Raw genomic sequence first — 24,766 nt, forward strand, 5'->3', positions numbered from 1 at the left:
CATCAAATATTTACCCAAATGCGGTTTTCTATACACAGAAAGCCGGATGGGCGGCCGGTGCCCGCGGTGTTGCGCCACCACAAAACCACGTTTTGCCCGATAGGCGGCTTGCGAGTGGGGCCACACAATGTTCGCCATGACCGACAAGCCTGTTTCCTCTTCTCAACCTTCTGCCGCTTCTTCTGCGGCCGCTGCTGCTACCGCACGGCCCAGTGCCCAGCCGCGCTCCAGCTACCCGGTGTTTCTGCCCATCACCACGCGCTGGTCGGACAACGATGTCTACGGCCATGTGAACAACGTCGTCTATTACAGCTGGTTCGACACGGCGGTGAACGCCCACCTGATTGAACAGGGCGTGCTGGACTTCCACGGTGGCGACACCATCGGCCTGGTGGTGGAGACGCAGTGCAACTACTTTGCCTCCCTGGCCTATCCGCAGAAAGTGGAGGCCGGCATCCGCGTGGCCCGGCTGGGAGGCAGCAGCGTGCGCTATGAGGTGGGCATTTTTGCCGCGGGCAGCGAGGAATCGGCGGCGGCCGGCCACTTTGTGCATGTGTATGTGGACGCCGCCACGCGCCGTCCCAAGCCGCTGCCGGAGGCGCTGCGGCGGGTGCTGCAGGCCTTGCAGCCGGCCACGGCAGCGGCCGCAGTCTGACGCGCCAGGGCAGATCTGGTGCATGCCTGGTGCATGTCTTAGACATGCCGGGGCTGTGCCCAGCGCGCAGCTGCAATGAATTTGATAGCTGCCCAGGATCACCATGGTTGCATCAGCGGTGATTTGGATGTCCATGTATGCGCCGCGCGGTTTTGCCCGGGCCCGTGCCCGCTTGGCCTACACTGTGCCCTCTGTTCCGATCGCGCCGCCATGCGGGCGCACTTTCCATGATCATCCACAGTCTGCTCGACACCGACCTGTACAAGTTCACCATGATGCAGGTGGTGTTGCACCAGTTCCCCGGTGCTGCCGTGGAGTACAAGTTCAAGTGCCGCAACCCGGGCGTGCAACTGGCCCCCCTGGTGCAGGAGATTCGGGACGAGATCCGCCAGCTGTGCAGCCTCAGCTTCACCACCGATGAGCTGGACTACCTGCGTTCGCTGCGCTTCATCAAGAGTGATTTTGTGGATTTTCTGGGGCTGTTCCGCCTCAATGAAAAGTACATCCAGGTCACGCCACTGCCCACGGGCGAGATCGACATCACCATCCAGGGGCCCTGGCTGCACACCATCCTGTTTGAAATCCCGGTGCTGGCCATCGTCAACGAGGTGTATTTCCGCAATACCCAGCCCCGCCCGGACTGGGGCGAAGGCCGCGCACGGCTGCAGGCCAAGATTGCCCAGATGCGCGGCGAAGGGCTGGAACACCTGAAGATTGCGGATTACGGTACGCGCCGGCGCTTTGCTCGCAGCTGGCACGAAGAGGTGCTGCGCACGCTGTGCCGCGATCTGGGTGCGGGCGAACAGCGTCCCGCACCGGGCCATGGACCGGGGCAGTTTGCCGGCACCAGCAATGTGCTGTTTGCCAAGGAACTGGGCATCTTGCCGCTGGGCACCATGGCGCATGAATACCTGCAGGCCTGCCAGGCGCTGGGCCCGCGCCTGCGCGACAGCCAGATCTACGGCTTTGAATCCTGGGCGCGGGAGTACCGTGGGGATCTGGGCATTGCGCTGTCGGATGTGTACGGCATGAATGCCTTTCTGCGCGACTTCGACCTGTATTTCTGCAAGCTGTTCGATGGCGCCCGCCATGACAGCGGCGATCCGTTTGCCTGGGGGGAGCGTCTGCTGGCGCATTACCGCGACAACCGGGTCGATCCGCTGACCAAGACTCTGATCTTCAGTGATGCGCTGACCATCCCGCGCACCATCGAGCTGTACCGGCGTTTCCATGGCCGCTGTCTGCTGGCCTTTGGCATCGGCACCAATCTGACCAACGACCTGGGCTATGAGCCGCTGCAGATCGTCATCAAGATGACGCGCTGCAACGGACAGCCGGTGGCCAAGCTGTCGGACACGCCGGGAAAAAGCATGTGCGACGACCAGAAGTACCTGGCCTACCTGCGTCAGGTATTTGACATCGCTCCCACGGCATGATCGGGCACGCAGGACGGCCCCGCGCACAGAGGGCACGCCTGCGGTCCACAACTACAAAGAGACAGAAGAAGGAGTACCCCTATGAAGCATCTGCGCAGCGCGGGCCTGGGCCTGCTGGGACTGGCGGGCCTGTTGCCCGGCGCCGCCATGGCGGCGGAAATCGATGGCGCTGCGCTGTCCGTGCTCTGGGGTGTGCCTTTTGCCGGCGTGCTGCTGTCGATTGCGCTGATGCCGTTGCTGGCGCCTACGGTGTGGCACCACCATTTCGGCAAGATCACCGCCGCCTGGGCGCTGGCCTTTTTGCTGCCGTTTGCGCTGGCGTTTGGAGTCGGTGCGGCCGGTGTGCATCTGGTGCATGCGCTGGTGGCGGAGTATGTGCCGTTCGTGATCCTGCTGACGGCGCTGTACACGGTGGCGGGCGGCATCTACATCCGCGGCAATCTGCGCGGCACGCCGCTGCTGAACACCGGCATCCTGGCCATCGGTGCGGTGCTGGCCAGCTTCATGGGGACGACGGGCGCGTCCATGCTGCTGATCCGCCCGCTGATCCGCGCCAACGACAACCGCAAGCATGTGGCCCATGTGGTGGTGTTCTTCATCTTCATCGTCTCCAATGCGGGCGGCTCGCTCACCCCGCTGGGCGATCCGCCGCTGTTCCTGGGCTTTCTGAAGGGCGTGGATTTCAGCTGGACGCTGCGCCAGATCTTCCCCGAAACGCTGTTTCTGGTCGGTGTGTTGCTGGTGATCTTCTATCTGCTGGACAGCTGGTATGCCAGCCGCAATGGCGAGCGCAAGGCAGTTGACCCCACGCCGGACAACGCCACGCCCACCCAGCTGGGTTTTGATGGCAAGTTCAACTTCGTGCTGCTGGGTGTTGTCGTGTTTCTGGTGCTGATGAGCGGGCTGTGGAAGTCGGCCGTGGTGTTCGATGTGATGGGCACCGAGGTGGGCTTGCCCGGTCTGGTGCGCGATGTGGGCCTGATCGGGGTGGCGCTGCTGTCTCTGTGGATAACGCCGGCCGTGGTGCACGAGCGCAACCAGTTCGGCTGGGGGCCGATGCAGGAAGTGGCCAAGCTGTTTGCCGGCATCTTTCTGACCATCATCCCGGTGATCGCCATGCTCAAGGCTGGGGTGGACGGCCCGTTCGGCGCCATTGTGCGCGCCGTCACCAACCCGGACGGCACGCCCAACCCGGCCATGTACTTCTGGGCCACGGGCGCGCTGTCGTCCTTTCTGGACAATGCGCCCACCTACCTGGTGTTCTTCAATACCGCCGGCGGCGACGCGCAGGTGCTGATGACCAGCATGGCGGCCACGCTGTCGGCCATCTCGGCCGGTGCCGTGTTCATGGGGGCCAACACCTACATCGGCAACGCGCCCAACATGATGGTCAAGGCCATCGCCGAAGACCGGGGCGTGCGCATGCCCAGCTTCTTCGGCTACATGGCCTGGTCGTTCGGCATTCTGGTGCCGTTGTTTGTGGTGATGACCTTCATCTGGTACCGCTGATGGCGGCGCGCGGGGCGGTGGATGGGGCGCGGACCTGATCCGGCCATGGCCTCTTTTCCACTACCATCGTTTCTATGATCCAGCCGGAGAGCTTTTCATGAGCAGCGCACGTGACGACGCCACCTTGGCCACCGCCATTGCGGCGCTGCACAACAACGTCCACTATCTGGGCGCCATTGCCCAGATGGCAGGCCAGCGGCAGGTGGTGGTGACGGAGACCGTGGTGTCGGACAGCGGAGCGCCCTTGCTGGAAAAGGGCACGGTGCTGGGGGGGGATCTGCTGGCGCTGCTGGCCGGACACCGCTTGCCGGCACCGCTGGATGCGCAGCTGGAAGTGAGCGAGCCGGTCGACATCGGCCTGCTGCATGTGGAGATGACGCGCCTGCTGTCCGAGCACCCGCTGGGCCGTCTGCTGGCGGCTGACCTGGGGGCCGAAGGGGCCATACTGGGCCGCGCGCTGCGGCTGATGCCCTGGCCGCACGCCGCGCGCTTCAAGATGACGGTGGTGCAGGTCCAGCTGCCCCTGCTGTTCGAGCATAGTGTGCTGATGGCCATGGTGTCGGTGTTCCTGGCCATTCGTGCGGGTTGGGACGAGGCCCAGTGCGCCAGGCTGGCGGCTGCGGCCCTGCTGCACGATGTGGGCATGCTCTATATGTCCACCGCCTGGGCCGACGCCGGGTACCGGCTTTCCGAGCGCGAGCGTGTCCAGCTGGCCGCGCACTCCATCACCGGCTCCATGGTGGTGCAGAGCATGGGCGCCTACCCCTTCAGCGTGGAAGACGCGGTGCTGGAACACCATGAATGCATGGACGGCAGCGGCTACCCGCGCCACCTGATGGGCGAGGCGATCTCGCCCATGGGGCGCATCCTGGTGGTGGCCGAAGTGGTGTCGGCTTTCTTTGGCAAATACAAGGCCATGGCCGGCGAGCGCCTGTCACTGGCACTGCGCCTGAATTCCCGGCGCTATCCGGCGGAGCAGGTGGCGCCGGTGCTGGCGCTGCTGCAGCGCGATGCCGCCGCCGCCGCGCCGCTGGCCGTGGAGGTGGTGCTGCGGGATTGCCTGGCCGTGGCCACGGTGTTCCAGTACTGGGCCTCCTGCAAGCGCGTGCTGCCCGAGCAGTGGCAGGCGCAGTCCGGCAGCCGGGCGCTGATGTGGGTGGATGCCCGTATGCGCGCCATTGAACTGTCCCTGACCGAATCCGGTGCCCACCCGCGTTCGCAGGACGACTGGCGCGCCATCTTTGCGCAGATGCCCGAGAGCGTGGCCGAGCTGGGCCTGATCCACCGTGAAGTGCTGTGGCAGATGGACAGCTGCATGGACACCTGCCAGCGCCGCTGGCCGCCCACGCAGCCCGCGCAGTCCACCGCGGAGCGCGCCTTGTGGACCTGGATCCACAGCAGCCGCAAAGTCCTGGGCCAGGGCACTGCGGCCACGGAACCCGATGCGCCGCAGCCACAGTGACTGTGTGCTGCGGATGTGATTTTTCAACAGAGAACCGACCTGGAGACTCCCCTCGCCATGCCCCGACAAAGCATTCTGATCGCCCGTGCCATCTCGTCCGAAGTGGTGGATTTCTTGCGCCAGCACTTTGATGTGCACACCAACCAGGACGATGTGGTCTGGAGCCCCGAAGAGCTGGCCCAGCAGCTGCAGGGCAAGGATGGCGTGCTGACCACGGGCTCGCAGAGCATCAATGCGGCCCTGCTGGCCGCTTGCCCGCAGCTCAAGGTGGTGTCCAACATGGCCGTGGGCTACAACAACTTTGACGTGCCGGCCATGACCGCTGCCGGCGTGCAGGGCACCAATGCCCCGGATGTGCTGACCGAAACCACGGCGGACTTCGGCTTTGCATTGCTGATGGCCACGGCCCGCCGCGTGACCGAGAGCGAGCACTACCTGCGTGCCGGTCTGTGGAAGGAATGGCGTTACGACCTGTTTGCCGGCAGCGAGGTGCATGGCAGCACGCTGGGCATCATCGGTATGGGCCGCATCGGCCAGGGCATTGCCAAGCGTGGTGCACATGGCTTTGGCATGAAGGTGGTCTACCACAACCGTTCGCGCCTGACGCCGGAGCTGGAAGCCGAATGCAAGGCCAGCTACGTCAGCAAGGAAGAGCTGCTGAAGACCGCCGACCATGTGGTGCTGGTGCTGCCTTTCACCCCCGAGAACCGCCACACCATCGGTGCGGCCGAGCTGGCGCAGATGAAGCCCACGGCCACGCTGATCAATATTGCGCGTGGCGGTATCGTGGACGACGCGGCCCTGGCCCAGGCGCTGCGTGCCAAGACCATTGCGGCCGCCGGCCTGGATGTGTTTGAAGGCGAGCCTGCCGTGCACCCCGATCTGCTGACGGTGCCGAATGTGGTGCTGACCCCGCACATCGCCAGTGCCACCATGACCACCCGCCGTGCCATGGCGCAGCTGGCGGCGGACAACCTGGTGGCCGTGCTGGGCGGCCAGGCACCGCGTACGCCGGTGAACCAGCCGGACGCCGCGGCGCGTGCGCTGCGTTGGGCATGACATCCCACCGCTCTGAGCGGTTGCCCGGCTGAACGCTGTTCTCGATCCGACTGTGCCGGAGCAGGATGGCAGGCGCACGGCGGGGTGCCCATGTGCAGTGTCCTGGTGTGACGGGCATGCGTTCCTGGCGGTGTGCCGCAGCAGGCCTCTTGAAAAAGTGAGCTTCGAGCCCCGCTTTGGAGCTGCTTTTGGCGCGGTGCCATGCCGAAATTGACGACAATCTTCTGCGGAAAGTTGGCAATTCTTTAGAGCAAGGAGCAGGCAGTGGTGCACGCGTGGATGGTCTGGCTGGTACTGGGGTTGCTCCTGGCCGTGTTGTTGTTGCAGCTGTGGCTGGCATTGCGCCCGCGCGCCGGCGGCGATGCGGCACTGGCCCCACAGCTGCTGGCGTTGCAGCAGGCGGCGCAGCAGACGCAGCTGGCACTGGCCAGGAACGACGGCGCCATGGAGCACATGGCCCAGCAGTTGCTGGGTTTGAGCCACCAGCTGAGCCAGCACCAGCAAGCGGCCAGCGACAGCCTGCGCAAGCTGGTGGACGGTCGCATGGCGCAAAGCCTGGCCGAGGCGCGTGCCAGCCGCCAGGAACTGCAGCAGCATTTCCAGCAACTGCAGGAAGCCATGGCCCAGCAGTTGCATCGGCTGCAACAAGGCACTCTGCACAATGCCGAGCAACTGCGGACCACGCTCAACGAGCGACTGTCCGCCATCCAGACCGACAATGCCGACAAGCTGGAGGCCATGCGCCGCACGGTTGACGAAAAGCTGCACGAAACACTGGAGCAGCGCCTGGGCGAATCGTTCAAGCTGGTCAGCGACCGGCTGGAGCAGGTGCACAAGGGCCTGGGCGAGATGCAGTCGCTGGCCGGCAGCGTGGGCGATCTGAAGCGTGTGATGACCAATGTCAAAACGCGGGGCACCTGGGGCGAGGTGCAGCTGGGCGCGATCATCGACAACGTGCTCACCCCGGCGCAGTACGCCAGGAACGTCAAGACCGTGCCGGGCAGCGATGAGCTGGTGGAGTTTGCCATCCGTCTGCCGGGGCAGGGCGGGATGGACGATGTGCCGGTGTGGCTGCCCATCGACGCCAAGTACCCGGTGGAGCATTACCAGCGGCTGCAGGATGCGCTGGATGCTGCCGAGCGCGGGGCGATCATGGCTGCGGGCAATGCGTTCGAAACCTCCATCCGCGCCGAGGCCAGGAAGATCGCCGCCAAATACCTGGCACCGCCCCACACCACGGACTTTGCCGTGATGTACCTGCCCACCGAAAGCCTGTTTGCCGAAGTGCTGCGGCGCCCGGGCCTGGTGGAGAGCCTGCAAAATGACAGCCGTGTGGTGGTGACCGGGCCGGCCAATCTGGCGGCCATGCTCAACAGCCTGCAGATGGGGTTCAAGACGCTGGCCATCGAGCAGCGCTCTTCCGAAGTCTGGGCTGTGCTGGGCCAGGTCAAGACCGAATTCGCCAAGTTCGGCGAGGTGGTGGAGGCCACGCGCAAATCCATTGACGCTGCGGCGCGCCGCTTCGAACAGGTGGACGTGCGCACCCGGGCCATCCAGCGCCGCCTGCGTGGCGTGCAGGAGCTGCCCAGTCCCGCATCCTCCGATTCCATCGATGCCGCAGACTTGTTGGGGTCCGCAGCTTCCATGGCCTCCGCACCAGGACTTGCTTCCACCAGCGCTGCCGCTGCGCCTGGGAAGGCTGCGCAGGGCCCCGAGGACGACGCTGAGTGAGTGCGGCGTTGCTGCGCCTGATCCTAGCGCAAATCTCCATCCATGCCTGCATGACGGGCATGCGCATGGCCACCCCCTTGCTGGCCTTGCGTGAAGGTTTTTCGGCGGCATCGGTCGGTTTTCTGCTGGCGCTGTTTGCGCTGACCCAGGTGTTTCTGTCGCTGCCAGCCGGCCGCTACGCGGACCGCCATGGCCTGCGCCGCCCGTTGGCGCTGAGCGTGGCCATTGCCGTGCTGGGGGCCGGCGCCGCTGCAGCGTTTCCTGTCTATCCGGTGCTGTGTCTGGCGGCACTGCTCACCGGAGGCGCTTCCGGCACCGCCATCATCGCCCTGCAGCGCCATGTGGGGCGCAGTGCGCACGACAAGGCCCAGTTGCGCAAGGTGTTCAGCTGGCTGGCCATTGGCCCGGCCATCTCCAATTTCCTCGGTCCGTTCTGTGCCGGTCTGCTGATTGACTATGCCGGGGGGGAGGCCGCCAGCACCACCGGGTTTCGCGCCGCGTTCCTGCTGCTGGCGCTGCTGCCGCTGAGTGCCTGGTTTCTGTCACGCAGCGTGCAGGAGCTGCCGCCGGTGGAAGTGCCTGCTGCTGCAGCCAGGCCGGCCACGGCCTGGGACCTGTTCCAGAACCAGGGCTTTCGCCGCCTGCTGCTGATGAACTGGGCGCTGTCGTCCTGCTGGGATGTGCACACCTTTGTGGTGCCCATACTGGGGCACGAGCGCGGGCTGTCGGCCTCGGTGATCGGGACCATTCTGGGATCGTTCGCCATGGCTGCGGCGGCCATCCGCCTGCTGGTGCCGCTGCTGCCCGAACGCATCGGCGAATGGCAGGTGGTGTTCACGGCCATGGTGCTGGCATCGGTGCTGTTTCTGCTGTACCCGCTGATGCCGGGTGCCTGGAGCATGGGGGCATGCTCCATCTTGCTGGGGCTGGTGCTGGGATCGGTGCAGCCCATGGTGATGAGCATGATCCACCAGATCACCCCGCCGCACCGCCATGGCGAAGCGCTGGGCCTGCGCATGATGGCCATCAACGGCTCCAGCGTGCTCATGCCCCTGATCTTCGGTTCGCTGGGCGCGGTGGTCGGGGTGTCGGCCCTGTTCTGGGCCGTGGGAGCGCTGGTGGGCAGCTGCGCACGCCTGCCATGGTTGATCGGGCGGGATGATCTGCCCGGTCACCCCACGCAGCTGCCGCCATCGCGCTGAGTGGTCTGCTAGCTGCCCATCGGGGGCATGAAAAAAGCCCGTGGCGCTTTGCAGCGCACGGGCTTTTTCGGGGATGGGGAGGTCAGTCCTGCAGGTTGTAGAACTTCTTGATGATGCTCCAGGCGCTGGCAGGATCGTCCACGTAGTGGAACAGCTCCAGATCCTTGGCCGAGATCATGCCTTCTTCCACCAGCATGTCGAAGTTGTAGAGCTTCTTCCAGAAGGCCGAATCGAACAGGATGATGGGCACGGGCTTGACCTTGGTGGTCTGCACCAGCGTCAGCACTTCGAACAGTTCGTCCATGGTGCCAAAGCCGCCCGGGAAGGCCAGCAGGGCCTTGGCGCGCATCATGAAGTGCATCTTGCGCAGCGCGAAGTAATGGAACTTGAAGCTCAGGCCCGGTGTGATGTAGCGGTTGCCCGACTGTTCGTGCGGCAGCAGGATGTTCAGGCCCACATTGGGTGCACCCGCTTCGTAGGCGCCGCGGTTGGCCGCTTCCATGATGCCCGGGCCACCCCCGGTGCAGATGTAGATGCGCTGGTCCTTGGGCTGGCGCAGGCTGTGCTCCGCCACCAGGCGCGCAAATTCACGGGCCTGGTCATAGCGGCGGGCATTGCGCACGCCTTGTTCGGCCGCCTTGATGCGCTGGGCATCGCCGCTGGATTTGGCCTCCAGCAGGCGCTGGGCCGCCACATCCGGGGCCACGAAGCGGGCGCTGCCATACACCACGACGGTGTGGTCAATCCCGAACTCGGCCTGGCCGATATCGGGCTTGAGCATTTCCAGCTGAAAGCGGATGCCCCGGGTTTCACGGCGGGCCATGAATTCCGGATCGGCAAATGCCAGGCGATAGGAGTCAGGCTGGGTCAGGTCAATTTGCTCTGCGGCCTGGGTGGATGCTTCCAGATCCACCAGCGATTCGGCGAGCGAGCGGTCGTGCAGGGAAAGCGTTGCGTCCATAGGGCTCCAGAAAACTCCGTGTATCGAGGAATCCATCTTCGCAGAAGCCAGGGCCCTGCGCAGGCTTCTGCGCGGATTTCTTTGACTGGACGGCATGGACATCTGCCGTGCACAAGCGCACAAAGCACAATGGCGTGCGGTGCCGTGCCGCAGTTCAGGCAGGGCGCAGACCGGAGAGGGTGGCGATGCCCGCCATGGTCAGCAGCAGCGACGCCAGCAGGTGCGATGCCGCCCAGGCCGTGGCCATGCCCCAGCGGCCTTGCTGCAGCAGCTCCACCACCTCGGCGGAGAAGCTGGAAAACGTGGTGAGGGCACCAAGAAAACCCGTGACCAGTGCCAGGCGCCAGACGGGATCCAGACCGGGGTGGCCCTGGAAAAAAGCCACGCACAGACCGATCAGATAGCCGCCCATGGCGTTGGCCGCCAAAGTGCCCCAGGGCAGAGATCCCGGGCTGCTGAGCCACTGGCCCAGCTTCCAGCGGGCCAGGGCGCCCAGGCAGGCGCCCGCACAAATTGCCAAAGCGTGTTGCATGGCCGCAGTGTATGCGTCTGCGCGGCTGCCGGGCTCAGCCCTTGCTGTCCTGGGCCGCTTCTTCTTCGGTCAGTGGTTCGTTGAGCACGATGCCGCTGACGCTGGGAGGCACATTGCGTCCCGCGCGGCGCGCGCGGAACAGTGCGGCACGCATCAGGAAAATGGTGGTGATGGGGACGGTGACGGCAATGAACACGGCAATCAGCAGCGGGTGCGCGGCAAAGCCATGGCCGGAAACCGAAAAGAAGATCACCAGGGCCCACATGATGAGCCAGCAGCCCAGGGTGGCAATGATGGAGGGGGCGTGCACCCGCTCGAAATAGGACTTCAGTCGCATCAGGCCCAGCGAGCCCAGCAGGGCAATCAAGGACCCGGCCAGCACCAGCACGGCAATGGCCACTTCGGCCCACAGCGGCAGCATGATTTCGTTCATTCGATCACCTCGCCGCGCAGCAGGAATTTGGCCATGGCGGTGGAGCTGACGCAGCCGAACAGGGCAATCAGCAGAGCCGCCTCGAAGTACATGCTGGAGCTGTAGGTGATGCCCAGCACCAGCATCAGCAGCATGCCGTTGATGTACATGCAGTCCAGCGCCAGGACCCGGTCCTGGGCCGTGGGGCCCTTGAGCAGGCGCACCAGGCAGCAGGCCATGGCGGCCGTCAGCAGGAACAGGGCCAGGGTCAGGGTGTAGGTGAACCACAGGCTCATTCGAAAATCTCCATCAGAGGGCGCTCGTAGCTACGCTTGATGTGGGCCACGATGGCATCGGCATCGCCAACTTCCAACACGTGCAGCAGCAGCATGGAACGGTCGCGCGACAGCTCGGCCCAGGCCGTGCCGGGGGTGATGCAGACGATCATGGCCAGCACCGCCAGCGCGTTGGGGTCGCGCACTTCCAGCGGGATGTACACAAAAGCCGATGGATGCCTGCGCAGGCTTGGGAACAGCAGAAAGCGCAGCACGGCCAGGTTGGAAGCGGTGGTGTCCTTGACCACGGTGGCCGCCAGAGTGATGGCCGTCCATGGGTGTCGAATGCGCACCGGCAGCGGACGCAGGCCGCGCAGCAGGATGGGAATCAGCAGTCCCAGAATGGCGCCCAGCACCATGTGGCCTGCGCTCAGGGAATGGTTCAGCAGCAGCCACGCGCCAAACAGGAAGATGGACAGCAACGGGGCAGGCAGGATGTGCTTCATGGTGCTGCTTTCTCCGTGGTAGGCAAGGGCGCAGCCAGCGGTTCGAGGACTGCGGCAGGTGCTGCCGTCTGGGCCGGTACCGCCGTGTCGGGTTTGGGCTCCTTTGGTGGATTGGGCACCGGATCCTGCTGCATCACGGCTAGGATGTAGGTCGATGGCGTATGCAATGCGTTGGCCGCGTTCTGTGTGAACTCCATCACCGCATGGGCATGCATGGTCAAGGCCACGCACAGCGCCATCAGGCCTGCAATCGGCGCACCTTCCAGCACGCGCAGCTCGGGCTTGGTACGGTCGTGCGTGGCCCAGAAATGGCGGATGCCGGCGCGTGTCAGTGCAATCAGCGCAAACAGACCGGTGGTGATCAGCAGGGCGACCAGTACCCAGCCCAGGTTGCCAGCCTGATAGCCTGCGGACTGGCCCAGACCCACCGGATTGACCAAGTTGGTGAGCATGGCAAATTTGCCGATGAAGCCCGACAGCGGCGGCAGCCCGGTGACCACCAGGGTGCACATGATGAAGACAATGCCCAGGAACGCGGCAGCAGCAGGGATCACGCGGCCGATCAGGACTTCTTCGTGTTCGTCCAGGTTCAGCGACTTGGTGGGTACCAGCTCGGGGTTGAGGAAGGGGGCGTCTTCATCGCCGAAATCATTGGCGCTGGAGCCATCGTTGCGCCAGCGGTCCATGATGTCGGCCAGCATGAACAGAATTGCCACGGCCAGCGTGGAGCTGGGCAGGTAGTACAGCAGGCCGGCGGTCAGCATGTTCTGACCAAAACCGGTGGCCGCCAGCAGCGTGCCGGAGGACAGGATGGCCGCATAGCCTGCCAGATAGGTCAGGCGCTGTGCGCCCAGCATGCCGAAGGCGCCATAGGCCATGGTCACCATGCCCATCACGGTGAGCCACTGGCCACCGAACAGGGCCGAGTCGCCGGCTTCGCTGGAGAACAGCAGGGTCCACAGCCGCAGGATGGTGTAGACGCCCACCTTGGTCATCAGCGCGAACAGGGCGCCAACGGGGGCGCTGGCCGCGCTGTAGGCCGGCACCAGCCAGAAGTTCAGCGGCCAGATGGCCGCCTTGATCAGGAAGGCGATGGCCAGGATGGCGGCGGCCGTGTGCAGCAGGCCCCGGTCGGCGGGGCTGACATGGGGAATGGCCTGGGCCAGATCCGCCATATTGAGCGTGCCGGTGATGCCATACAGCATGGACACGCCGACCAGAAACAGCGAGGACGCGGCCAGGTTGATGGCGATGTAATGCAGACCGGACTGCACGCGCAGGCGCCCGGAACCATGCAGCAGCAGCCCATAGGAGGCGGCCAGCATGATTTCGAAGAACACGAACAGATTGAACAGGTCGGCCGTCAGAAAGGCGCCCGACAGGCCCATCAGCTGGAACTGGAACAGCGGGTGGAAGTGCACCCCTGCCTTGTGCCAGCGGGCAATGGAGAACATGCCGGCGGCCAGGGCCACGCAGTAGGTCAGCACCAGCATCATGGCCGACAGCCGGTCCAGTGCGAGCACGATGCCGAACGGCGCTTTCCAGTTGGCAGCCAGGTACACGCCCATGGCGCTGGGTCCGGCTTGTTCGTCGCTCCACTGCAGCAGCGCCACCGCAATGCACAGGCCTATGGTAGTGGACGCAATGTTCAACACCACCTTGAGGCGCAGGTGCTCTTCCCGCAACAGCAGCATCACGGCGGCCGTGAACATGGGCAGCAGGATGGGCGCCAGAATCAGGTGCGGCATCAGAGAAGTGGTCAGCCAGTCCAGCATCACGGCATCTCCTGCTCGTCACGCGAATGGCTGCCATCCACATGGTCGGTGCCGGACATGCCGCGCGAGGCCAGCAGCACCACCAGGAACAGCGCCGTCATGGCAAAGCCGATCACGATGGCGGTCAGCACCAGGGCCTGGGGCATGGGGTCGGCGTAGTTGGCCAGGGTCTCGGCCAGACCGGCCTGCATCACCGGCTCCTTGTCGATGGCCAGGCCCTCGCGGCTCATGCTGAAGATGAACAGATTGACGGCATACGACAGCAGGGACAGGCCGATGATGACCTGGAAGGTCCGGGGCCGCAGCAGCAGCCACACGCCAGATCCGGTGAGCACGCCAATGGTGATGGCAAGCACGATTTCCATCAGCGGACCCCTTCCTGCAAAGCGGCGATCGTGGCCTCGGTTTCTGCCTGTTCTTTTTCTTCCATCAAGCGTGCGTGGTAACGGTGGCCGCGCACCGATTGGTGGGCAATGGCCGTGAGGATGAGCAAGACGGAGCCTACGACCAGGGCAAAGACACCGACGTCAAAGAAGGTGGCGCTGGCCAAGTGCATCTCGCCCACCAGAGGGAGGGTGAAGTGGAAGGTGTGGCTGGTCAGGAAGGGGTAGCCGGCATACACCGCACCCAGGCCGGTGCCCAGGGCACACAGCAGGCCCACGGCAATCCAGCGGCGCGGGAACAGCGGCATGTGCGCTTCCACCCACTGCGTGCCCGAGATGATGTATTGCAGCAGCAGGGCCACCGAGAACACCAGGCCGGCCACAAAGCCGCCGCCGGGCTCGTTGTGGCCGCGCACAAAGATATATACCGCCACCAGCGTGGCGAAAGGCAGCAGCAGGCGCACCAGCACAGCGGGCACCATCAGATAGCCCACGGCGGTATCGCTGGCATTGCGCGGGTTCAGCAGATCGGTCTGCAGGTCCCCCGGCAGGAAGCGCTGTTGCTCCGGCAGGTCCATGGTTTCGCGCGCCGGGCGGAAGCGCCGCAGCAGCGCATACACGGTCAGCGCCACCACGCCCAGCACCACGATTTCGCCAAAGGTGTCGAAGCCGCGGAAGTCCACCAGCATCACGTTGACCACATTGCTGCCGCCGCCTTCCGGAACGGCCCGCTCCAGGAAGAAGGTGGAGGTGCTCTGCGAGAACGGGCGGCTCATCATGGCAAACGCCAGCCAGGCCATGCCGCCGCCAGCGGCCAGGGCCAGCAGCAGATCGCGCAGGCGCCGGCTGCGTGCCAGCAATTCGGTGGACAGGGCGGGGATGCGCAGGTTCTTGTCGCGCTTGGGCAGCCAGCGCAGGCCCAGCAGGATCAGGATGGTGGTCACCACCTCCACCACCAGCTGGGTCAGTGCCAGATCGGGGGCGGAGAACCACAGGAAGGTCAGCACCACACACAGGCCCGCGCCGCCGAGCATGATCAGCGATGCCATCCGGTGGTACTTGGCCTTCCAGGCCGCGCCCAGTGCGCACAGACAGCCGATCACCCACAACACCAGGAAGGCGGGCGACAGCGGCAGGGGCGGGCGATTGCCCAGGTCCAGGCCGCGGATCCACAGCGGCATGAAGCCGCTCAGCAAGGCAATGGAGACCAGCCAAAGCATCTGCCACTGCAGGCGGTGGGTGGTCAGTGCGCGGCGCAGATGCTTGGCCAGCAGGCTGATGCGGGCCAGCACGTTGTCGAAGATGCGCTTGCCGTTGATGTGCTGCAGCACGGGAACGGCGTCGTCGATGCTGCCGTTGTTGCGCAACAGTCGCAGTGCCGTGTACAGCGCAATGCCGCCCACCAGCGCCACGAAGCTCATGATGAGCGGCGTATTCACGCCATGCCACACGGCCAGGCTGAATTCGGGCAGGGTGCCGCCCACCACGGGAGTCGCGGCTGCATTCAGGAACGGGCCCACCGACCAGGCTGGCAGCACGCCCACCACCAGGCAGGCCAGGACCAGCAGCTCCACCGGCACGCGCATCCAGTGCGGTGGCTCGTGGGGCTTGTGGGGCAGGTCGGTGGCCTTGGGGCCGAAGAAGACATCGACGGTGAAGCGCAGCGAATAGGCCACGCTGAAGATGCCGGCCAAGGTGGCGACCACGGGCAGCACGATCCGCAGCCAGTGGGCGGCGTCAACGAACACGGTTTCTGCAAAGAACATTTCCTTGGACAGAAAACCGTTGAGCAGCGGCACCCCGGCCATGGCCGCACTGGCCACGCAGGCCAGCGTGGCGGTGATGGGCATCATCTTGCGCAGGCCGGACAGGCGACGGATGTCGCGCGTGCCGCTTTCATGGTCCACAATGCCGGCCGCCATGAACAGCGAGGCCTTGAAGGTGGCGTGGTTCATGATGTGGAAGACGGCGGCCACGGCGGCCAGCGGGCTGTTCATGCCCAGCAGCAGGGTGATCAGGCCCAGGTGAGAAATGGTGGAGTAGGCCAGCAGTCCCTTGAGGTCGTGCTGGAACATGGCCAGATAGCCGCCCAGCAGCAAGGTGGCAGCACCCGCGCCGCCAACAATCCAGAACCATTCGTCCGTGCCGCTGAGCACCGGCCACAGCCGCGCCAGCAAGAACACGCCGGCTTTCACCATGGTGGCCGAGTGCAGATAGGCCGACACCGGGGTGGGGGCCGCCATGGCATGGGGCAGCCAGAAGTGGAACGGGAACTGCGCGCTCTTGGTGAAGGCGCCCAGCAGGATCAGCAGCAGCGTCGGCACATAGAGCGCATGGTCGCGCACCTGCTGGGCCGCCGCCAGGATGTTGTCCAGGTCGTAGCTGCCGACGATGTGCCCCAGCAGGATCATGCCCGCCAGCATGCACAGGCCGCCGGTGCCCGTGACGGTGAGTGCCATCCGCGCACCGCGGCGGGCATCCTGGCGGTGGTGCCAGTAGCCGATCAGCAGGAAGGAGAACAGGCTGGTCAGCTCCCAGAAAAACACCAGCTGGATCACATTGCCCGACAGCACGACGCCGGTCATGGCGCCCATGAAGGCCAGGAAGAACGAGAAGAAGCGCGGCACCGGATCGGCGGGCGACATGTAGTAGCGCGCGTACAGCACCACCAGGGCGCCAATGCCCAGCACCAGCATGCAGAACATCCAGGCAAAGCCGTCCATGCGCACCACGATGTTCAGTCCCAGCGCAGGCAGCCACGGAATCTCCTGGCGCAGCACGCCGCCGTGGGCTATTTCGGGAAAGAACAAAGCGGCCTGTACCAGACAGACCAGGGCGATCAGACCAGCCAGCGTGGATTCGGTGTTGCGTGCGTTGGCAGGCAGCACCGCGGCCATCAGGCTGCCGATGAAGGGCAGGAGGATGAGTGCGATCAGGGGCATGGGCTTTTTTATTCTACGGGCAAGCGTGGAGGAGGCCGCTATGAAAACCTGAGCGTGTTGAGGCCATTGGTCATGCATTAGGCATGAAAAACCCGCCAAAGGCGGGTGCAGGGCAGGGGCGTGGTGTATCAGGCCGCCGGCTTGGGGGTCTTGGCCGCTGGTGCCGGGGGCGTGTTGGCGGGCTTGGCTGCGGTGGCTGGCGTGGCCGTCTTGGCCTTGTAGCTCTGGCCGTTGATGGTCAGGCCTTCGCCGGACATCTTGGCGGCATTGCCCGGGCCTATGCCCTGGACGCGCCCGATGAAGTCTTCCCAGTTCTTGAATGGGGCAGTTTTGCGCTGCTCCACAATGCGGGCGGCAGTGGCGGGGCCTATGCCCTTGATCTGGTCCAGCTCGGCCGGGGTGGCCTTGTTGGCGTCGACGGTAGCAGCGTGTGCCAGGCCGAATACGCACAGGGCGGCGGCGGCGATCCATTGCTTGAGCATGCGGTCTCTCCACAAAAGAAAAGGGACGACGGCAAGAACGCCGCCCTGTACATGCTGCAGGGGGAATGGCCCCTGTGGGGGCGGGTTAACCCCAGCGCCCTGTGCCGGTAGGCGGCGCAGGGCGATGAGCCGATCAGTGGCGCTCTGTGTCTGCTGCACCCGGTCGGCGCGCATAGCGGCCTGCGATCACAGCCGACACCATCAGTTGCATGGGGTGGAACAGCATCAGCGGCAGCACGATGCTGCCGACCATGCTGGCAGGGAACAGCACCTTGGCCATGGGAACACCGCTGACCAGGCTTTTTTGCGCGCCGCAGAACAGGATCGCGATTTCGTCTTCGGTGCTGAAGCCCAGGCGGCGGCTGGCGAACACGCACAGGGCCATGGAGCAGGCCAGCAGCAGTGCGCACAGCACAAACAGGCCTGCCATGGCGGGCAGCGGCATTTGCGACCACAGGCCGGCGACCACGGCGCCGCTGAAAGCCGAATACACCACCAGCAGGATGGAGCCCTGGTCCACCACCTTGATGGATGTGCCCATCCACTGGACGATGGGGGCCACCCAGGGGCGCATCAGGTGGCCGACGATGAACGGTACCAACAGCTGCAGCGCAATCTTGCCGATGGCGGCCAGCGGATCGGACGACGAGGCGCTGACATGCAGCAGCATACCCACCAGCAGCGGGGTGAACAGAATGCCCAGCAAAGTGGAGCCCGATGCACTGCAGATGGCCGCAGGCATGTTGCCGCGTGCCAGTGCCGTCAGTGCAATGGCGGACTGCACGGTGGCGGGCACGGTGCACAGGAACAGAATGCCCAGGTACAGGTCGGGTGTGACCAGGGGCTCCAGCAGCGGGCGCAGCGACCAGCCCAGAATGGGGAAGGCCACAAAGGTGATGGCCGTGATCACCAGGTGCAGGCGCCAGTGGCCGATGCCGGCCAGAATGGCCGGGCGTGACAGTTTGGCGCCATGCAGAAAGAACAGCAGCACGATCACCACGGTGGTGGCAGTGTTCAGCCACTGTGCGGGAACGCCCGAGGCGGGGAAAAAGCTGGCGAGGGCCACCGTGGCCATCAGCATCAGGGTGAAGTTGTCAGGAAGAAAGCGCGGGCGGGACATGGACAGGCGGTAGAGACAGAGGGCGGACTGCGGATTGTCGGGGAATAATCCGCAGGTTGCAGTCTGCAGCCGGTTGTGGGCGGCCATGGCCCGCCGTGGCATGACCGCATTGCGGCATAGGGTGTGGAGTTGTCCCGCGGCGCACTTGGGAGTGCAGCGTGGAGGCGGCCAACGCCAGCGCACCAAAAAAATGGATGCAGCCCTAAACTTTGCTGCAAAGTTGTCGATGAGGACACATCACAGCTGAAAAAAGGAATGCCATGTTGGTCATCAATCCAGGTCAAGCCGAAGGCCAGCAGGCCCCCTATACCCGTGGTCACACCTTCCAGATGCCGGTGTTCAAGCCGGGTGTGCGTGTCATGCACGCAGGCCGCTCCGAGACCGTGAGCCATGTGGTGCTGCGCCGCCGCGAAATGATGGTGCATCTGGTGGGGCGCGACGAACCGGTCAAGCCCGAGCGCCTCACGCTGACGCCCACGATGTTCACCACCGAGCGCCGTCCCGAAGTGCTGAGCTGGTTTCTGTAAGCCCGTCTCTGGCGCCAGTGGCGCACCAAACACAACAGGCTGCCTATGGCAGCCTGTTGTGTTTGGCGAAGGGGCCGAGAAGGGCAGGCGCGCGCCTGCAATGCTTTAGTCGGCCATGGGTTCGCCCAGGCGCACCGCCGTGGCAGCATCCCAGCCGGCGTTGAAGGCATTCAAGGTGCCTGCCGGCATCAGCATGACCACGGTGGAGCCGAGCAGAAAGCGCCCCATTTCCTCGCCTTTGTGCAGCGTGATCTGCTGGTCTTCGTAGCGCCAGTCGCGGATGTCGCGGGTGCGCGGCGGGTTCACCACGCCGTGCCAGACGGTGGCCATGCTGCCCACGATGGTGGCACCCACCAGCACCAGGGCAAACGGGCCTTGCGCGCCTTCAAAGATGCACACCACCCGCTCGTTGCGGGCAAACAGGCCGGGCACACCACGTGCCGTGGTGGGGTTGACCGAGAACAGATCCCCCGGCACATAGATCATGCGCAGCAGCCGTCCGGTCTGCGGCATGTGGATGCGGTGGTAATCGCGCGGGCTCAGGTAGATGGTGGCGAAATGCCCGTTGTCGAACTGGCTCGCCAGCGCCGCATCGCCGCCCAGCAGTGCCTGGCTGGAATAGTGGTGGCCCTTGGCCTGGAAGATCTGGTCGCCGGCAATGGGGCCGATCTGGCTGACTGCGCCGTCCACCGGGCAGATCCATCGGCTGTCGCTCAGCGGGCGCGCACTTTCACGCAGCGGGCGCGTGAAGAATTCATTGAAGGTGGCGTAGGCCGCGGGGTCCGGGTTGGCCGCTTCCTGCATATTGACCTGGTAGCGCTGAATGAACCAGCGGATCACCGATGTGGTGAGCGAGCCCGCCTGCTTGCCGGCCAGGTGGCCCATGAGCATGGTGAGGGCCTGTTTGGGGATCAGGTATTGCGGGAGTACGGCAAGGCGGTCGGACACAGGCAGAGGGCTCCGGAAGAGGGCAGTTGGCAACAAGTGGCGTAAGTGTGGGCGCGATTCTATCGGTGCTGTGCGCAGGGCTAACCCGTGGTTGCTATGATTTTGAGCATGTTTCCAGTGAAAAAAACTGCGGAGAGCGGAGCATCCCATGTCTGAAACCGACCAGCGGCCGCATGCTGCGGCCCCCGGCTCCGGGCCAAGCCCGGCGGCGCCAGTGGTGCGAGAGTCTGCGCAGATGCCCACGCCGCTGGGCTCCCAGCATGCCCAGCTGACGCGTTGGGCGCTGTGGCTGCGCAATTTCTGGCCTGGCCCGGTGCGCATTGATCTGCAGGAGCTGCTGCGCATGGCGTTGGGTGTGGCACTGGGGCTGCTGGTGACGGGCATGTTGTCGCGCTGGTGGACGGATGTGCCGACCAGCACCTGGATGGTGTCGTCGCTGGGGGCCAGTGCGGTGCTGCTCTTCGGTATGCCGGCCAGCCCGCTGGCGCAGCCCTGGCCGGTGCTGGGCGGGACTGTGGTGTCGGCCCTGGTGGGCGCGCTCTGCCAGCGCCTGGTGCCGGATCTGGCGGTGGCGGCCGCCCTGTCGGTGGGGTTGAGCATCTTGCTGATGGTGCCGCTGCGCTGCATGCACCCGCCAGGCGCCGGTTTTGCCGCTTTCGTGGTGCTGGAGCATGCCGATGGCGTGGCGCTGGTGGCCTTCCCCATTCTGTTCAATGTGGCGGTGCTGGTGCTGTGCGCCGTGGTCTACAACACCTTGACCGGCAAGCGTTATCCGCATCCGCAGCACAGCTACAAGGGCGCCGGGTCGGCGCGCTTTGTCTCGGCCGACCTGGATGCCGCGCTGTCCCATTACAACCAGGTGCTGGACATCAGTCGGGCCGATCTGGAAGGCTTGCTGCACATGGCGGGCAAAGCGGCTTTTCAGCGCACCCTGGGCGATCTGCGCTGTGCAGACATCATGTCCCGGCCGGTGTTTGCGGTGGAGCCGCAGGTGGCACTGAAAGAGGCCTGGGCGCTGATGCGGCAGGAGCAGGTCAAGGCGCTGCCCGTGGTGGATGCGCAACACCAGGTGCTGGGCATTGTGTCGGTGACCGACTTCATGCGGCTGGCCCAGCTCGATGTGCGCGACGGCCTGGGTCAGCGGCTCAAGCACCTGGTGTCCTGGCGCAGCAACAGCCAGGGAACGGTGGGCGACATCATGTCCCAGGATGTACAGGTGGCCGGTGACGACGGGCTGGTGACGACGCTGATCCCCTTGTTTTCGGAAGCCGGTCACCACCACCATATTCCCATCGTGGATGCGCAGCGCCGGCTGGTGGGCATCGTCACCCAGACCGATCTGGTCCGCACTCTCAGCAAAACCATCGGCTCGGGTGACTGAGCGGCGCCGACACGCAGCAGCGGTCGTGCCATATTTTTGCCATCGTGCGGGCGTTTCCTGGCGTGGACGCGAAAAAAGGCAGCGGTCAAAAAAAGACAGTGCCTGTTGCAGCAGGTACAATTGAAGGATTTTCCTCGAGCAGTGCCAAGCCTTGCCCGGGAAGCGTGTGGAAGGCCGAATGCACGGCCTGGAGCGCCTTTCCGTCTGATCTGCGCCGTGGCTGGCGCAGTGCACCCGCTGTCTGTCTGAAGGAAAGGGCCGTCGCTTGTGGCCCGGCAGGTGGTTGTGGCCCACCTTGCGCTGGCACCGCTGACACAGATTGAACTGAAAGAATTGAAATGGCTAAAGAAGAACTGATTGAAATGCAAGGCTCGGTCACCGAAGTGCTGCCCGACTCGCGTTTCCGCGTGACCCTGGAAAACGGTCACCAGCTGATTGCCTACACTGGCGGCAAGATGCGCAAGCACCACATCCGCATTCTGGCCGGCGACAAGGTGTCGCTGGAAATGTCGCCCTACGATCTGACCAAGGGTCGCATCACTTTCCGTCACCTGGCAGGTCGCGGTCCAGGCCCCAACTCTTCGCGCTAAAGCGTTGGCGCCGCACAAAATGTGCATTTCGCGCCAACCAAGCCAAAAACCGTGTTGTGAGCACGTATAATCACATCTTTGTCGGAGCGTAGCGCAGCCTGGTAGCGCATCTGCTTTGGGAGCAGAGGGTCGCGAGTTCGAATCCCGCCGCTCCGACCATTGATTCAAGGGGTTAGCTCAATTGGGCTAACCCCTTTTGTCTTTTCTGGCCGCGCTGCAGGGTGCGTGCCTGCATCCCCTCCTGTCCGTTGTGTTCCAGCTCCGGTGCCATCTTTGTGTGGCCTGGCGGCTTTTGGGGTGCGGTTTTCGCTGCTTCCTGGCTTCGGTCTGAGATGGCTTTGTTACGATCCATTCCAACAATAGGAGAGGGTATGTTCATAGCCATTGTCTGGGTGGCGCTGGTGTTCGCGTGCGGATGGCTGGCTGCAAAGCGGGGGCGATCGGGAGTGGGCTGGTGCGTGGCCGCCTTGCTGGCGAGTCCTTTCATTGCAGGCATGCTGGTGCTGCTGCTCCCTGTGCAGGCCAGTGTCGAAATGCGCCGCCAGCAAAAGCGCTGCAAACAGTGTGACCCCAAGGGGCGGCGCAGCGCCGGAGAGTGCACGCAGTGCCTGGCGTCGGCGCCTTTCAATCTCTGAAGCCCGGTAGGCCTTCCAGGGCCTTGCGCACGCAGTACATCGCCCGAAGCCCGCTCGCGGTTTTTTTGCGCCGGGACCTGCCCAGGGTGGTGCACAGCGGCTGTCTGCCGGGGACCGGTGTCTGACAGAATTTCACAAAGCGTGCGATCTGCCGCACATCTCTACCAAAATGATGCGGATTCGCTTCTATAGAAATTTCTGAATCGATAGCATTTCTCTGAAATACGGAAGGCTATCGTGATCGAGCAGTTGTGGGATGAGGTCTTTGAAGCGGCGCTGAAGCTTCATAAGCGCCTGGATGTGGAGCAGTTGGATGGCATCCCTGCAGAATTTTTGCAGCAACTGAACGCGGCACAAAGCCAATGCTGTGCATTTGCAGAGGAGTTGATGCAGCAGACGCCCGGCCGCTTGGTCGCGATGGCTGCCGATCCGGAAGTGAACCACCGCGGGCTCCAGCTTGCGCATGCCTATGCCAGCCTGGTGCTGGAGGCTGCCCGGTTGCGTCGCACCCTGCCGCAAGCAGGGCGCGACTGAAACAGTGCATCCATCGGGCCGATGGGTGGCGTAAATCGGGTATACTTCTCGCTGTCCGGAGCGTAGCGCAGCCTGGTAGCGCATCTGCTTTGGGAGCAGAGGGTCGCGAGTTCGAATCCCGCCGCTCCGACCAAGATCAACCCCATCGAGTGAAAGCTCGGTGGGGTTTTTTCATGCTCATTTAATCCTGGTCAGTCCGCAAACCGGCAGAAAGCTGACAGTGGTGTCAGTTTGTACTGGCGATTTGTACTGCTATGGTCATAATTGGATTCATATATAAATTCAATGTGACCGCGGTGTTAGCTTGTCGCGCACCGCAGCAGATCCCTCACTGATACCCATGCCCATTCCACATGCGCGATACACCCGCCAATGGGCCGGCCTGTTGGACGCCGTCACCCCTGCCGTGCGCGAGGCCGTGCGCTCCGTGGCGCAGGGCCATGCCGAGGAGCTGGCGCGGCGTTTTTACCAGGACATGTCGCAGGAAGAAGGGGCTGTGCTCTTTCTGTCGAACATCCCTTTGCGCCAGCGGCTGGAGCAGTCGCTGCAGCGCTGGATGCGCAGCGTGTTTGACGGCTCCAGCCTGCAGCTGGAGCAGAAGGTGGCGCAGCAGGTGCATGTGGGCGAGGTGCATGCCCGCATCGATGTGCCGGTGCACCTGGTGCTGCAGGGCGCGCGCGGGCTGAAGGTGCATCTGCATCAGTTGCTGTTGCAGGCCGACGGCGCAGCCCAGCATGCGGCCGTGCTGGTGGATCTGTGTATGGAGATCATGAGCCAGGCCTATGCCCGTTCGATGGAGCGCACGGCCCGCACCAAGGACGCCTACCGCCTGCACGCGATCACCCACAACCTGGGCACCGAGCGCGAACGCCAGCGCGCGGCGCTGCTGGAATGGGAGAACCAGTTGCTGTGCGAGCTGGCCATGGAGCGCTCCGGTGCACAGCTGCCGCGCATGGCCGTGTCCGACTTTGGCCTGTGGTTTCACCACAAGGGCGAGTTCGTGTTCCGCGGGGCGCAGGAGACGCGCCGCATCGAATCGGCGATGCAGGACGTGGATGTGGTCTGGCTGCCCGCGTTGGAAGCGCTGGAGCCGGGGGCTCCGCGCATGCAGCAGCTGCGTCAGCTGCGGGACGAGGTGCGCCGCATCAACTACCACCTGGCCGCACTGTTCGAGCAGCACCAGGAGCTGGATGCCGGGCGCGATGTGCTCACCCGGCTGCTGAACCGCAAGTTTCTGCCTGTGGTGCTGGGCAAGGAAATGGGGCATGCCCAGCAGCACAGCGAATCCTTTGCCGTGCTGGTGGTGGATGTGGACCATTTCAAGCAGATCAACGACCAGCATGGCCACGATGGCGGTGACCGTGTGCTGCAGCAGGTAGCGGATGTGCTGCAGTCTGCCTGCCGTGGTGGCGACTATGTGTTCCGCCTCGGCGGTGAGGAATTTCTGCTGCTGCTGGTGGATGTGGGCCAGGCCCAGGCGGTGGCGCTGGCCGAGCGCTTGCGCCAGCGCATGCAGCATGAGCCCATGCGCCTGCCGCAGGATCGCAGCACCCAGGTGACGGTGAGCATTGGCGTGGCCCTGTATGACGGCCACCCGGACTACCAGCGCATGCTCCAGCGTGCCGATGCGGCGCTGTACCAGGCCAAGGAGAAGGGGCGCAACCGGGTGGAGTTGGCGTAGCAGGCTGCCGCCCCAGCCTGCGCTTGGC

The 24,766-nt window shown here is 64.5% G+C and carries 23 protein-coding genes and 2 tRNA genes; 14 read left to right on the top strand and 11 right to left on the bottom strand.

The window, feature by feature from the left end; translation table 11 throughout:
• Window positions 1-136 precede the first annotated feature (136 nt).
• The 7 genes from CT3_RS07570 to CT3_RS07600 all read left to right on the top strand — a co-directional run bounded on the left by CT3_RS07570 (window position 137) and on the right by CT3_RS07600 (window position 9,054).
• Entirely contained in the window at window positions 137-655 is a 519-nt protein-coding gene (locus tag CT3_RS07570) for an acyl-CoA thioesterase (protein WP_066536181.1), read from the top strand.
• A 227-nt stretch (window positions 656-882) separates the two neighbouring features.
• Window positions 883-2,091, top strand: coding sequence for a nicotinate phosphoribosyltransferase (pncB, locus tag CT3_RS07575; protein ID WP_066535437.1), 1,209 nt, complete (start codon window positions 883-885; stop codon window positions 2,089-2,091).
• An 81-nt stretch (window positions 2,092-2,172) separates the two neighbouring features.
• On the top strand, window positions 2,173-3,600 hold the full coding sequence (locus CT3_RS07580; RefSeq protein WP_066535436.1) for a sodium:proton antiporter: 1,428 nt from the start codon (window positions 2,173-2,175) through the stop codon (window positions 3,598-3,600).
• Window positions 3,601-3,697: 97 nt separating this feature from the next.
• Window positions 3,698-5,062, top strand: a complete 1,365-nt coding sequence (locus CT3_RS07585; RefSeq protein ID WP_066535435.1) for an HD-GYP domain-containing protein — start codon at window positions 3,698-3,700, stop codon at window positions 5,060-5,062.
• A 57-nt stretch (window positions 5,063-5,119) separates the two neighbouring features.
• Window positions 5,120-6,121 (top strand): 2-hydroxyacid dehydrogenase, encoded by a 1,002-nt coding sequence (locus tag CT3_RS07590; RefSeq protein WP_066535434.1) that lies wholly within the window; start codon window positions 5,120-5,122, stop codon window positions 6,119-6,121.
• 279 nt (window positions 6,122-6,400) lie between these two features.
• Entirely contained in the window at window positions 6,401-7,852 is a 1,452-nt protein-coding gene (locus tag CT3_RS07595) for a DNA recombination protein RmuC (protein WP_083520390.1), read from the top strand.
• Complete coding sequence (locus CT3_RS07600) at window positions 7,849-9,054, top strand: MFS transporter (protein ID WP_066535431.1); 1,206 nt, start codon at window positions 7,849-7,851, stop codon at window positions 9,052-9,054. The genes CT3_RS07595 and CT3_RS07600 overlap by 4 nt, the downstream gene beginning before the upstream one ends.
• Before the next feature lie 82 nt (window positions 9,055-9,136).
• Here CT3_RS07600 and CT3_RS07605 read toward each other — a convergent pair whose 3' ends face one another.
• The 10 genes from CT3_RS07605 to CT3_RS07650 all read right to left on the bottom strand — a co-directional run bounded on the left by CT3_RS07605 (window position 9,137) and on the right by CT3_RS07650 (window position 18,442).
• The gene (locus CT3_RS07605; protein WP_066535428.1) at window positions 9,137-10,015 is read right to left on the bottom strand and encodes an LOG family protein; all 879 of its coding nucleotides are present in this window, start codon (window positions 10,013-10,015) and stop codon (window positions 9,137-9,139) included.
• A gap of 154 nt (window positions 10,016-10,169) precedes the next feature.
• Window positions 10,170-10,547, bottom strand: coding sequence for a fluoride efflux transporter CrcB (crcB, locus tag CT3_RS07610; RefSeq protein ID WP_066535425.1), 378 nt, complete (start codon window positions 10,545-10,547; stop codon window positions 10,170-10,172).
• A 34-nt stretch (window positions 10,548-10,581) separates the two neighbouring features.
• Window positions 10,582-10,980: a monovalent cation/H(+) antiporter subunit G gene (gene mnhG / locus CT3_RS07615; protein ID WP_066535420.1), complete on the bottom strand. Its 399-nt coding sequence runs from the start codon at window positions 10,978-10,980 to the stop codon at window positions 10,582-10,584.
• Window positions 10,977-11,255: a K+/H+ antiporter subunit F gene (locus CT3_RS07620; protein ID WP_066535418.1), complete on the bottom strand. Its 279-nt coding sequence runs from the start codon at window positions 11,253-11,255 to the stop codon at window positions 10,977-10,979. The genes mnhG and CT3_RS07620 overlap by 4 nt, the downstream gene beginning before the upstream one ends.
• Window positions 11,252-11,740, bottom strand: a complete 489-nt coding sequence (locus CT3_RS07625) for a Na+/H+ antiporter subunit E (protein ID WP_066535416.1) — start codon at window positions 11,738-11,740, stop codon at window positions 11,252-11,254. Before CT3_RS07625 ends, CT3_RS07620 begins: the two co-directional genes overlap by 4 nt.
• Window positions 11,737-13,515: a monovalent cation/H+ antiporter subunit D gene (locus CT3_RS07630; protein ID WP_066535411.1), complete on the bottom strand. Its 1,779-nt coding sequence runs from the start codon at window positions 13,513-13,515 to the stop codon at window positions 11,737-11,739. The genes CT3_RS07625 and CT3_RS07630 overlap by 4 nt, the downstream gene beginning before the upstream one ends.
• Window positions 13,515-13,880 carry a Na+/H+ antiporter subunit C gene (locus CT3_RS07635; protein WP_066535409.1) on the bottom strand — a complete coding sequence of 122 codons (366 nt, stop codon included), beginning with the start codon at window positions 13,878-13,880 and terminating at the stop codon, window positions 13,515-13,517. Before CT3_RS07635 ends, CT3_RS07630 begins: the two co-directional genes overlap by 1 nt.
• Window positions 13,880-16,840, bottom strand: coding sequence for a monovalent cation/H+ antiporter subunit A (locus tag CT3_RS07640; RefSeq protein WP_066535406.1), 2,961 nt, complete (start codon window positions 16,838-16,840; stop codon window positions 13,880-13,882). Before CT3_RS07640 ends, CT3_RS07635 begins: the two co-directional genes overlap by 1 nt.
• Before the next feature lie 128 nt (window positions 16,841-16,968).
• Complete coding sequence (locus tag CT3_RS07645) at window positions 16,969-17,322, bottom strand: ComEA family DNA-binding protein (protein ID WP_066535403.1); 354 nt, start codon at window positions 17,320-17,322, stop codon at window positions 16,969-16,971.
• Between the two features lie 133 nt (window positions 17,323-17,455).
• Window positions 17,456-18,442 carry a bile acid:sodium symporter family protein gene (locus tag CT3_RS07650; RefSeq protein WP_066536174.1) on the bottom strand — a complete coding sequence of 329 codons (987 nt, stop codon included), beginning with the start codon at window positions 18,440-18,442 and terminating at the stop codon, window positions 17,456-17,458.
• Window positions 18,443-18,702: 260 nt separating this feature from the next.
• Between CT3_RS07650 and CT3_RS07655 the strand changes: the two genes are divergently transcribed.
• Window positions 18,703-18,969 carry a hypothetical protein gene (locus CT3_RS07655; protein WP_066535401.1) on the top strand — a complete coding sequence of 89 codons (267 nt, stop codon included), beginning with the start codon at window positions 18,703-18,705 and terminating at the stop codon, window positions 18,967-18,969.
• 105 nt (window positions 18,970-19,074) lie between these two features.
• On the opposite strand, the gene asd is transcribed toward CT3_RS07655, so the two are convergent.
• Complete coding sequence (gene asd / locus CT3_RS07660) at window positions 19,075-19,917, bottom strand: archaetidylserine decarboxylase (protein ID WP_066535396.1); 843 nt, start codon at window positions 19,915-19,917, stop codon at window positions 19,075-19,077.
• A gap of 148 nt (window positions 19,918-20,065) precedes the next feature.
• Between asd and CT3_RS07665 the strand changes: the two genes are divergently transcribed.
• The 6 genes from CT3_RS07665 (at window position 20,066) to CT3_RS07695 (ending at window position 24,738) form a co-directional block, all read left to right on the top strand.
• The gene (locus tag CT3_RS07665) at window positions 20,066-21,298 is read left to right on the top strand and encodes an HPP family protein (protein ID WP_305954872.1); all 1,233 of its coding nucleotides are present in this window, start codon (window positions 20,066-20,068) and stop codon (window positions 21,296-21,298) included.
• A 338-nt stretch (window positions 21,299-21,636) separates the two neighbouring features.
• The gene (infA, locus tag CT3_RS07670; RefSeq protein ID WP_066535392.1) at window positions 21,637-21,888 is read left to right on the top strand and encodes a translation initiation factor IF-1; all 252 of its coding nucleotides are present in this window, start codon (window positions 21,637-21,639) and stop codon (window positions 21,886-21,888) included.
• A gap of 82 nt (window positions 21,889-21,970) precedes the next feature.
• Window positions 21,971-22,047: transfer RNA gene (locus tag CT3_RS07675), tRNA-Pro, on the top strand.
• A 713-nt stretch (window positions 22,048-22,760) separates the two neighbouring features.
• A complete protein-coding gene (locus CT3_RS07685) occupies window positions 22,761-23,057 on the top strand; it encodes a hypothetical protein (RefSeq protein WP_066535382.1) in 297 nt (98 codons plus the stop codon).
• A gap of 56 nt (window positions 23,058-23,113) precedes the next feature.
• Window positions 23,114-23,190 (top strand) — tRNA-Pro (locus CT3_RS07690).
• Window positions 23,191-23,397: 207 nt separating this feature from the next.
• Window positions 23,398-24,738, top strand: coding sequence for a GGDEF domain-containing protein (locus tag CT3_RS07695; RefSeq protein ID WP_083520388.1), 1,341 nt, complete (start codon window positions 23,398-23,400; stop codon window positions 24,736-24,738).
• Window positions 24,739-24,766: the final 28 nt, after the last annotated feature.

This window comes from Comamonas terrigena NBRC 13299 (assembly GCF_006740045.1).
In the GTDB taxonomy this organism is placed as follows: Bacteria; Pseudomonadota; Gammaproteobacteria; order Burkholderiales; family Burkholderiaceae_C; genus Comamonas; species Comamonas terrigena.

Bases quoted from the DNA above. Each gene is read 5' to 3' on its own strand.
- CT3_RS07570 (WP_066536181.1), top strand. From the start codon at position 137: ATGACCGACAAGCCTGTTTCCTCTTCTCAACCTTCTGCCGCTTCTTCT.
- pncB (WP_066535437.1), top strand. From the start codon at position 883: ATGATCATCCACAGTCTGCTCGACACCGACCTGTACAAGTTCACCATG.
- CT3_RS07580 (WP_066535436.1), top strand. From the start codon at position 2,173: ATGAAGCATCTGCGCAGCGCGGGCCTGGGCCTGCTGGGACTGGCGGGC.
- CT3_RS07585 (WP_066535435.1), top strand. From the start codon at position 3,698: ATGAGCAGCGCACGTGACGACGCCACCTTGGCCACCGCCATTGCGGCG.
- CT3_RS07590 (WP_066535434.1), top strand. From the start codon at position 5,120: ATGCCCCGACAAAGCATTCTGATCGCCCGTGCCATCTCGTCCGAAGTG.
- CT3_RS07595 (WP_083520390.1), top strand. From the start codon at position 6,401: ATGGTCTGGCTGGTACTGGGGTTGCTCCTGGCCGTGTTGTTGTTGCAG.
- CT3_RS07605 (WP_066535428.1), bottom strand. From the start codon at position 10,015: ATGGACGCAACGCTTTCCCTGCACGACCGCTCGCTCGCCGAATCGCTG.
- crcB (WP_066535425.1), bottom strand. From the start codon at position 10,547: ATGCAACACGCTTTGGCAATTTGTGCGGGCGCCTGCCTGGGCGCCCTG.
- mnhG (WP_066535420.1), bottom strand. From the start codon at position 10,980: ATGAACGAAATCATGCTGCCGCTGTGGGCCGAAGTGGCCATTGCCGTG.
- CT3_RS07620 (WP_066535418.1), bottom strand. From the start codon at position 11,255: ATGAGCCTGTGGTTCACCTACACCCTGACCCTGGCCCTGTTCCTGCTG.
- CT3_RS07625 (WP_066535416.1), bottom strand. From the start codon at position 11,740: ATGAAGCACATCCTGCCTGCCCCGTTGCTGTCCATCTTCCTGTTTGGC.
- CT3_RS07630 (WP_066535411.1), bottom strand. From the start codon at position 13,515: ATGCTGGACTGGCTGACCACTTCTCTGATGCCGCACCTGATTCTGGCG.
- CT3_RS07635 (WP_066535409.1), bottom strand. From the start codon at position 13,880: ATGGAAATCGTGCTTGCCATCACCATTGGCGTGCTCACCGGATCTGGC.
- CT3_RS07640 (WP_066535406.1), bottom strand. From the start codon at position 16,840: ATGCCCCTGATCGCACTCATCCTCCTGCCCTTCATCGGCAGCCTGATG.
- CT3_RS07645 (WP_066535403.1), bottom strand. From the start codon at position 17,322: ATGCTCAAGCAATGGATCGCCGCCGCCGCCCTGTGCGTATTCGGCCTG.
- CT3_RS07650 (WP_066536174.1), bottom strand. From the start codon at position 18,442: ATGTCCCGCCCGCGCTTTCTTCCTGACAACTTCACCCTGATGCTGATG.
- CT3_RS07655 (WP_066535401.1), top strand. From the start codon at position 18,703: ATGTTGGTCATCAATCCAGGTCAAGCCGAAGGCCAGCAGGCCCCCTAT.
- CT3_RS07665 (WP_305954872.1), top strand. From the start codon at position 20,066: ATGTCTGAAACCGACCAGCGGCCGCATGCTGCGGCCCCCGGCTCCGGG.
- infA (WP_066535392.1), top strand. From the start codon at position 21,637: ATGGCTAAAGAAGAACTGATTGAAATGCAAGGCTCGGTCACCGAAGTG.
- CT3_RS07695 (WP_083520388.1), top strand. From the start codon at position 23,398: ATGCCCATTCCACATGCGCGATACACCCGCCAATGGGCCGGCCTGTTG.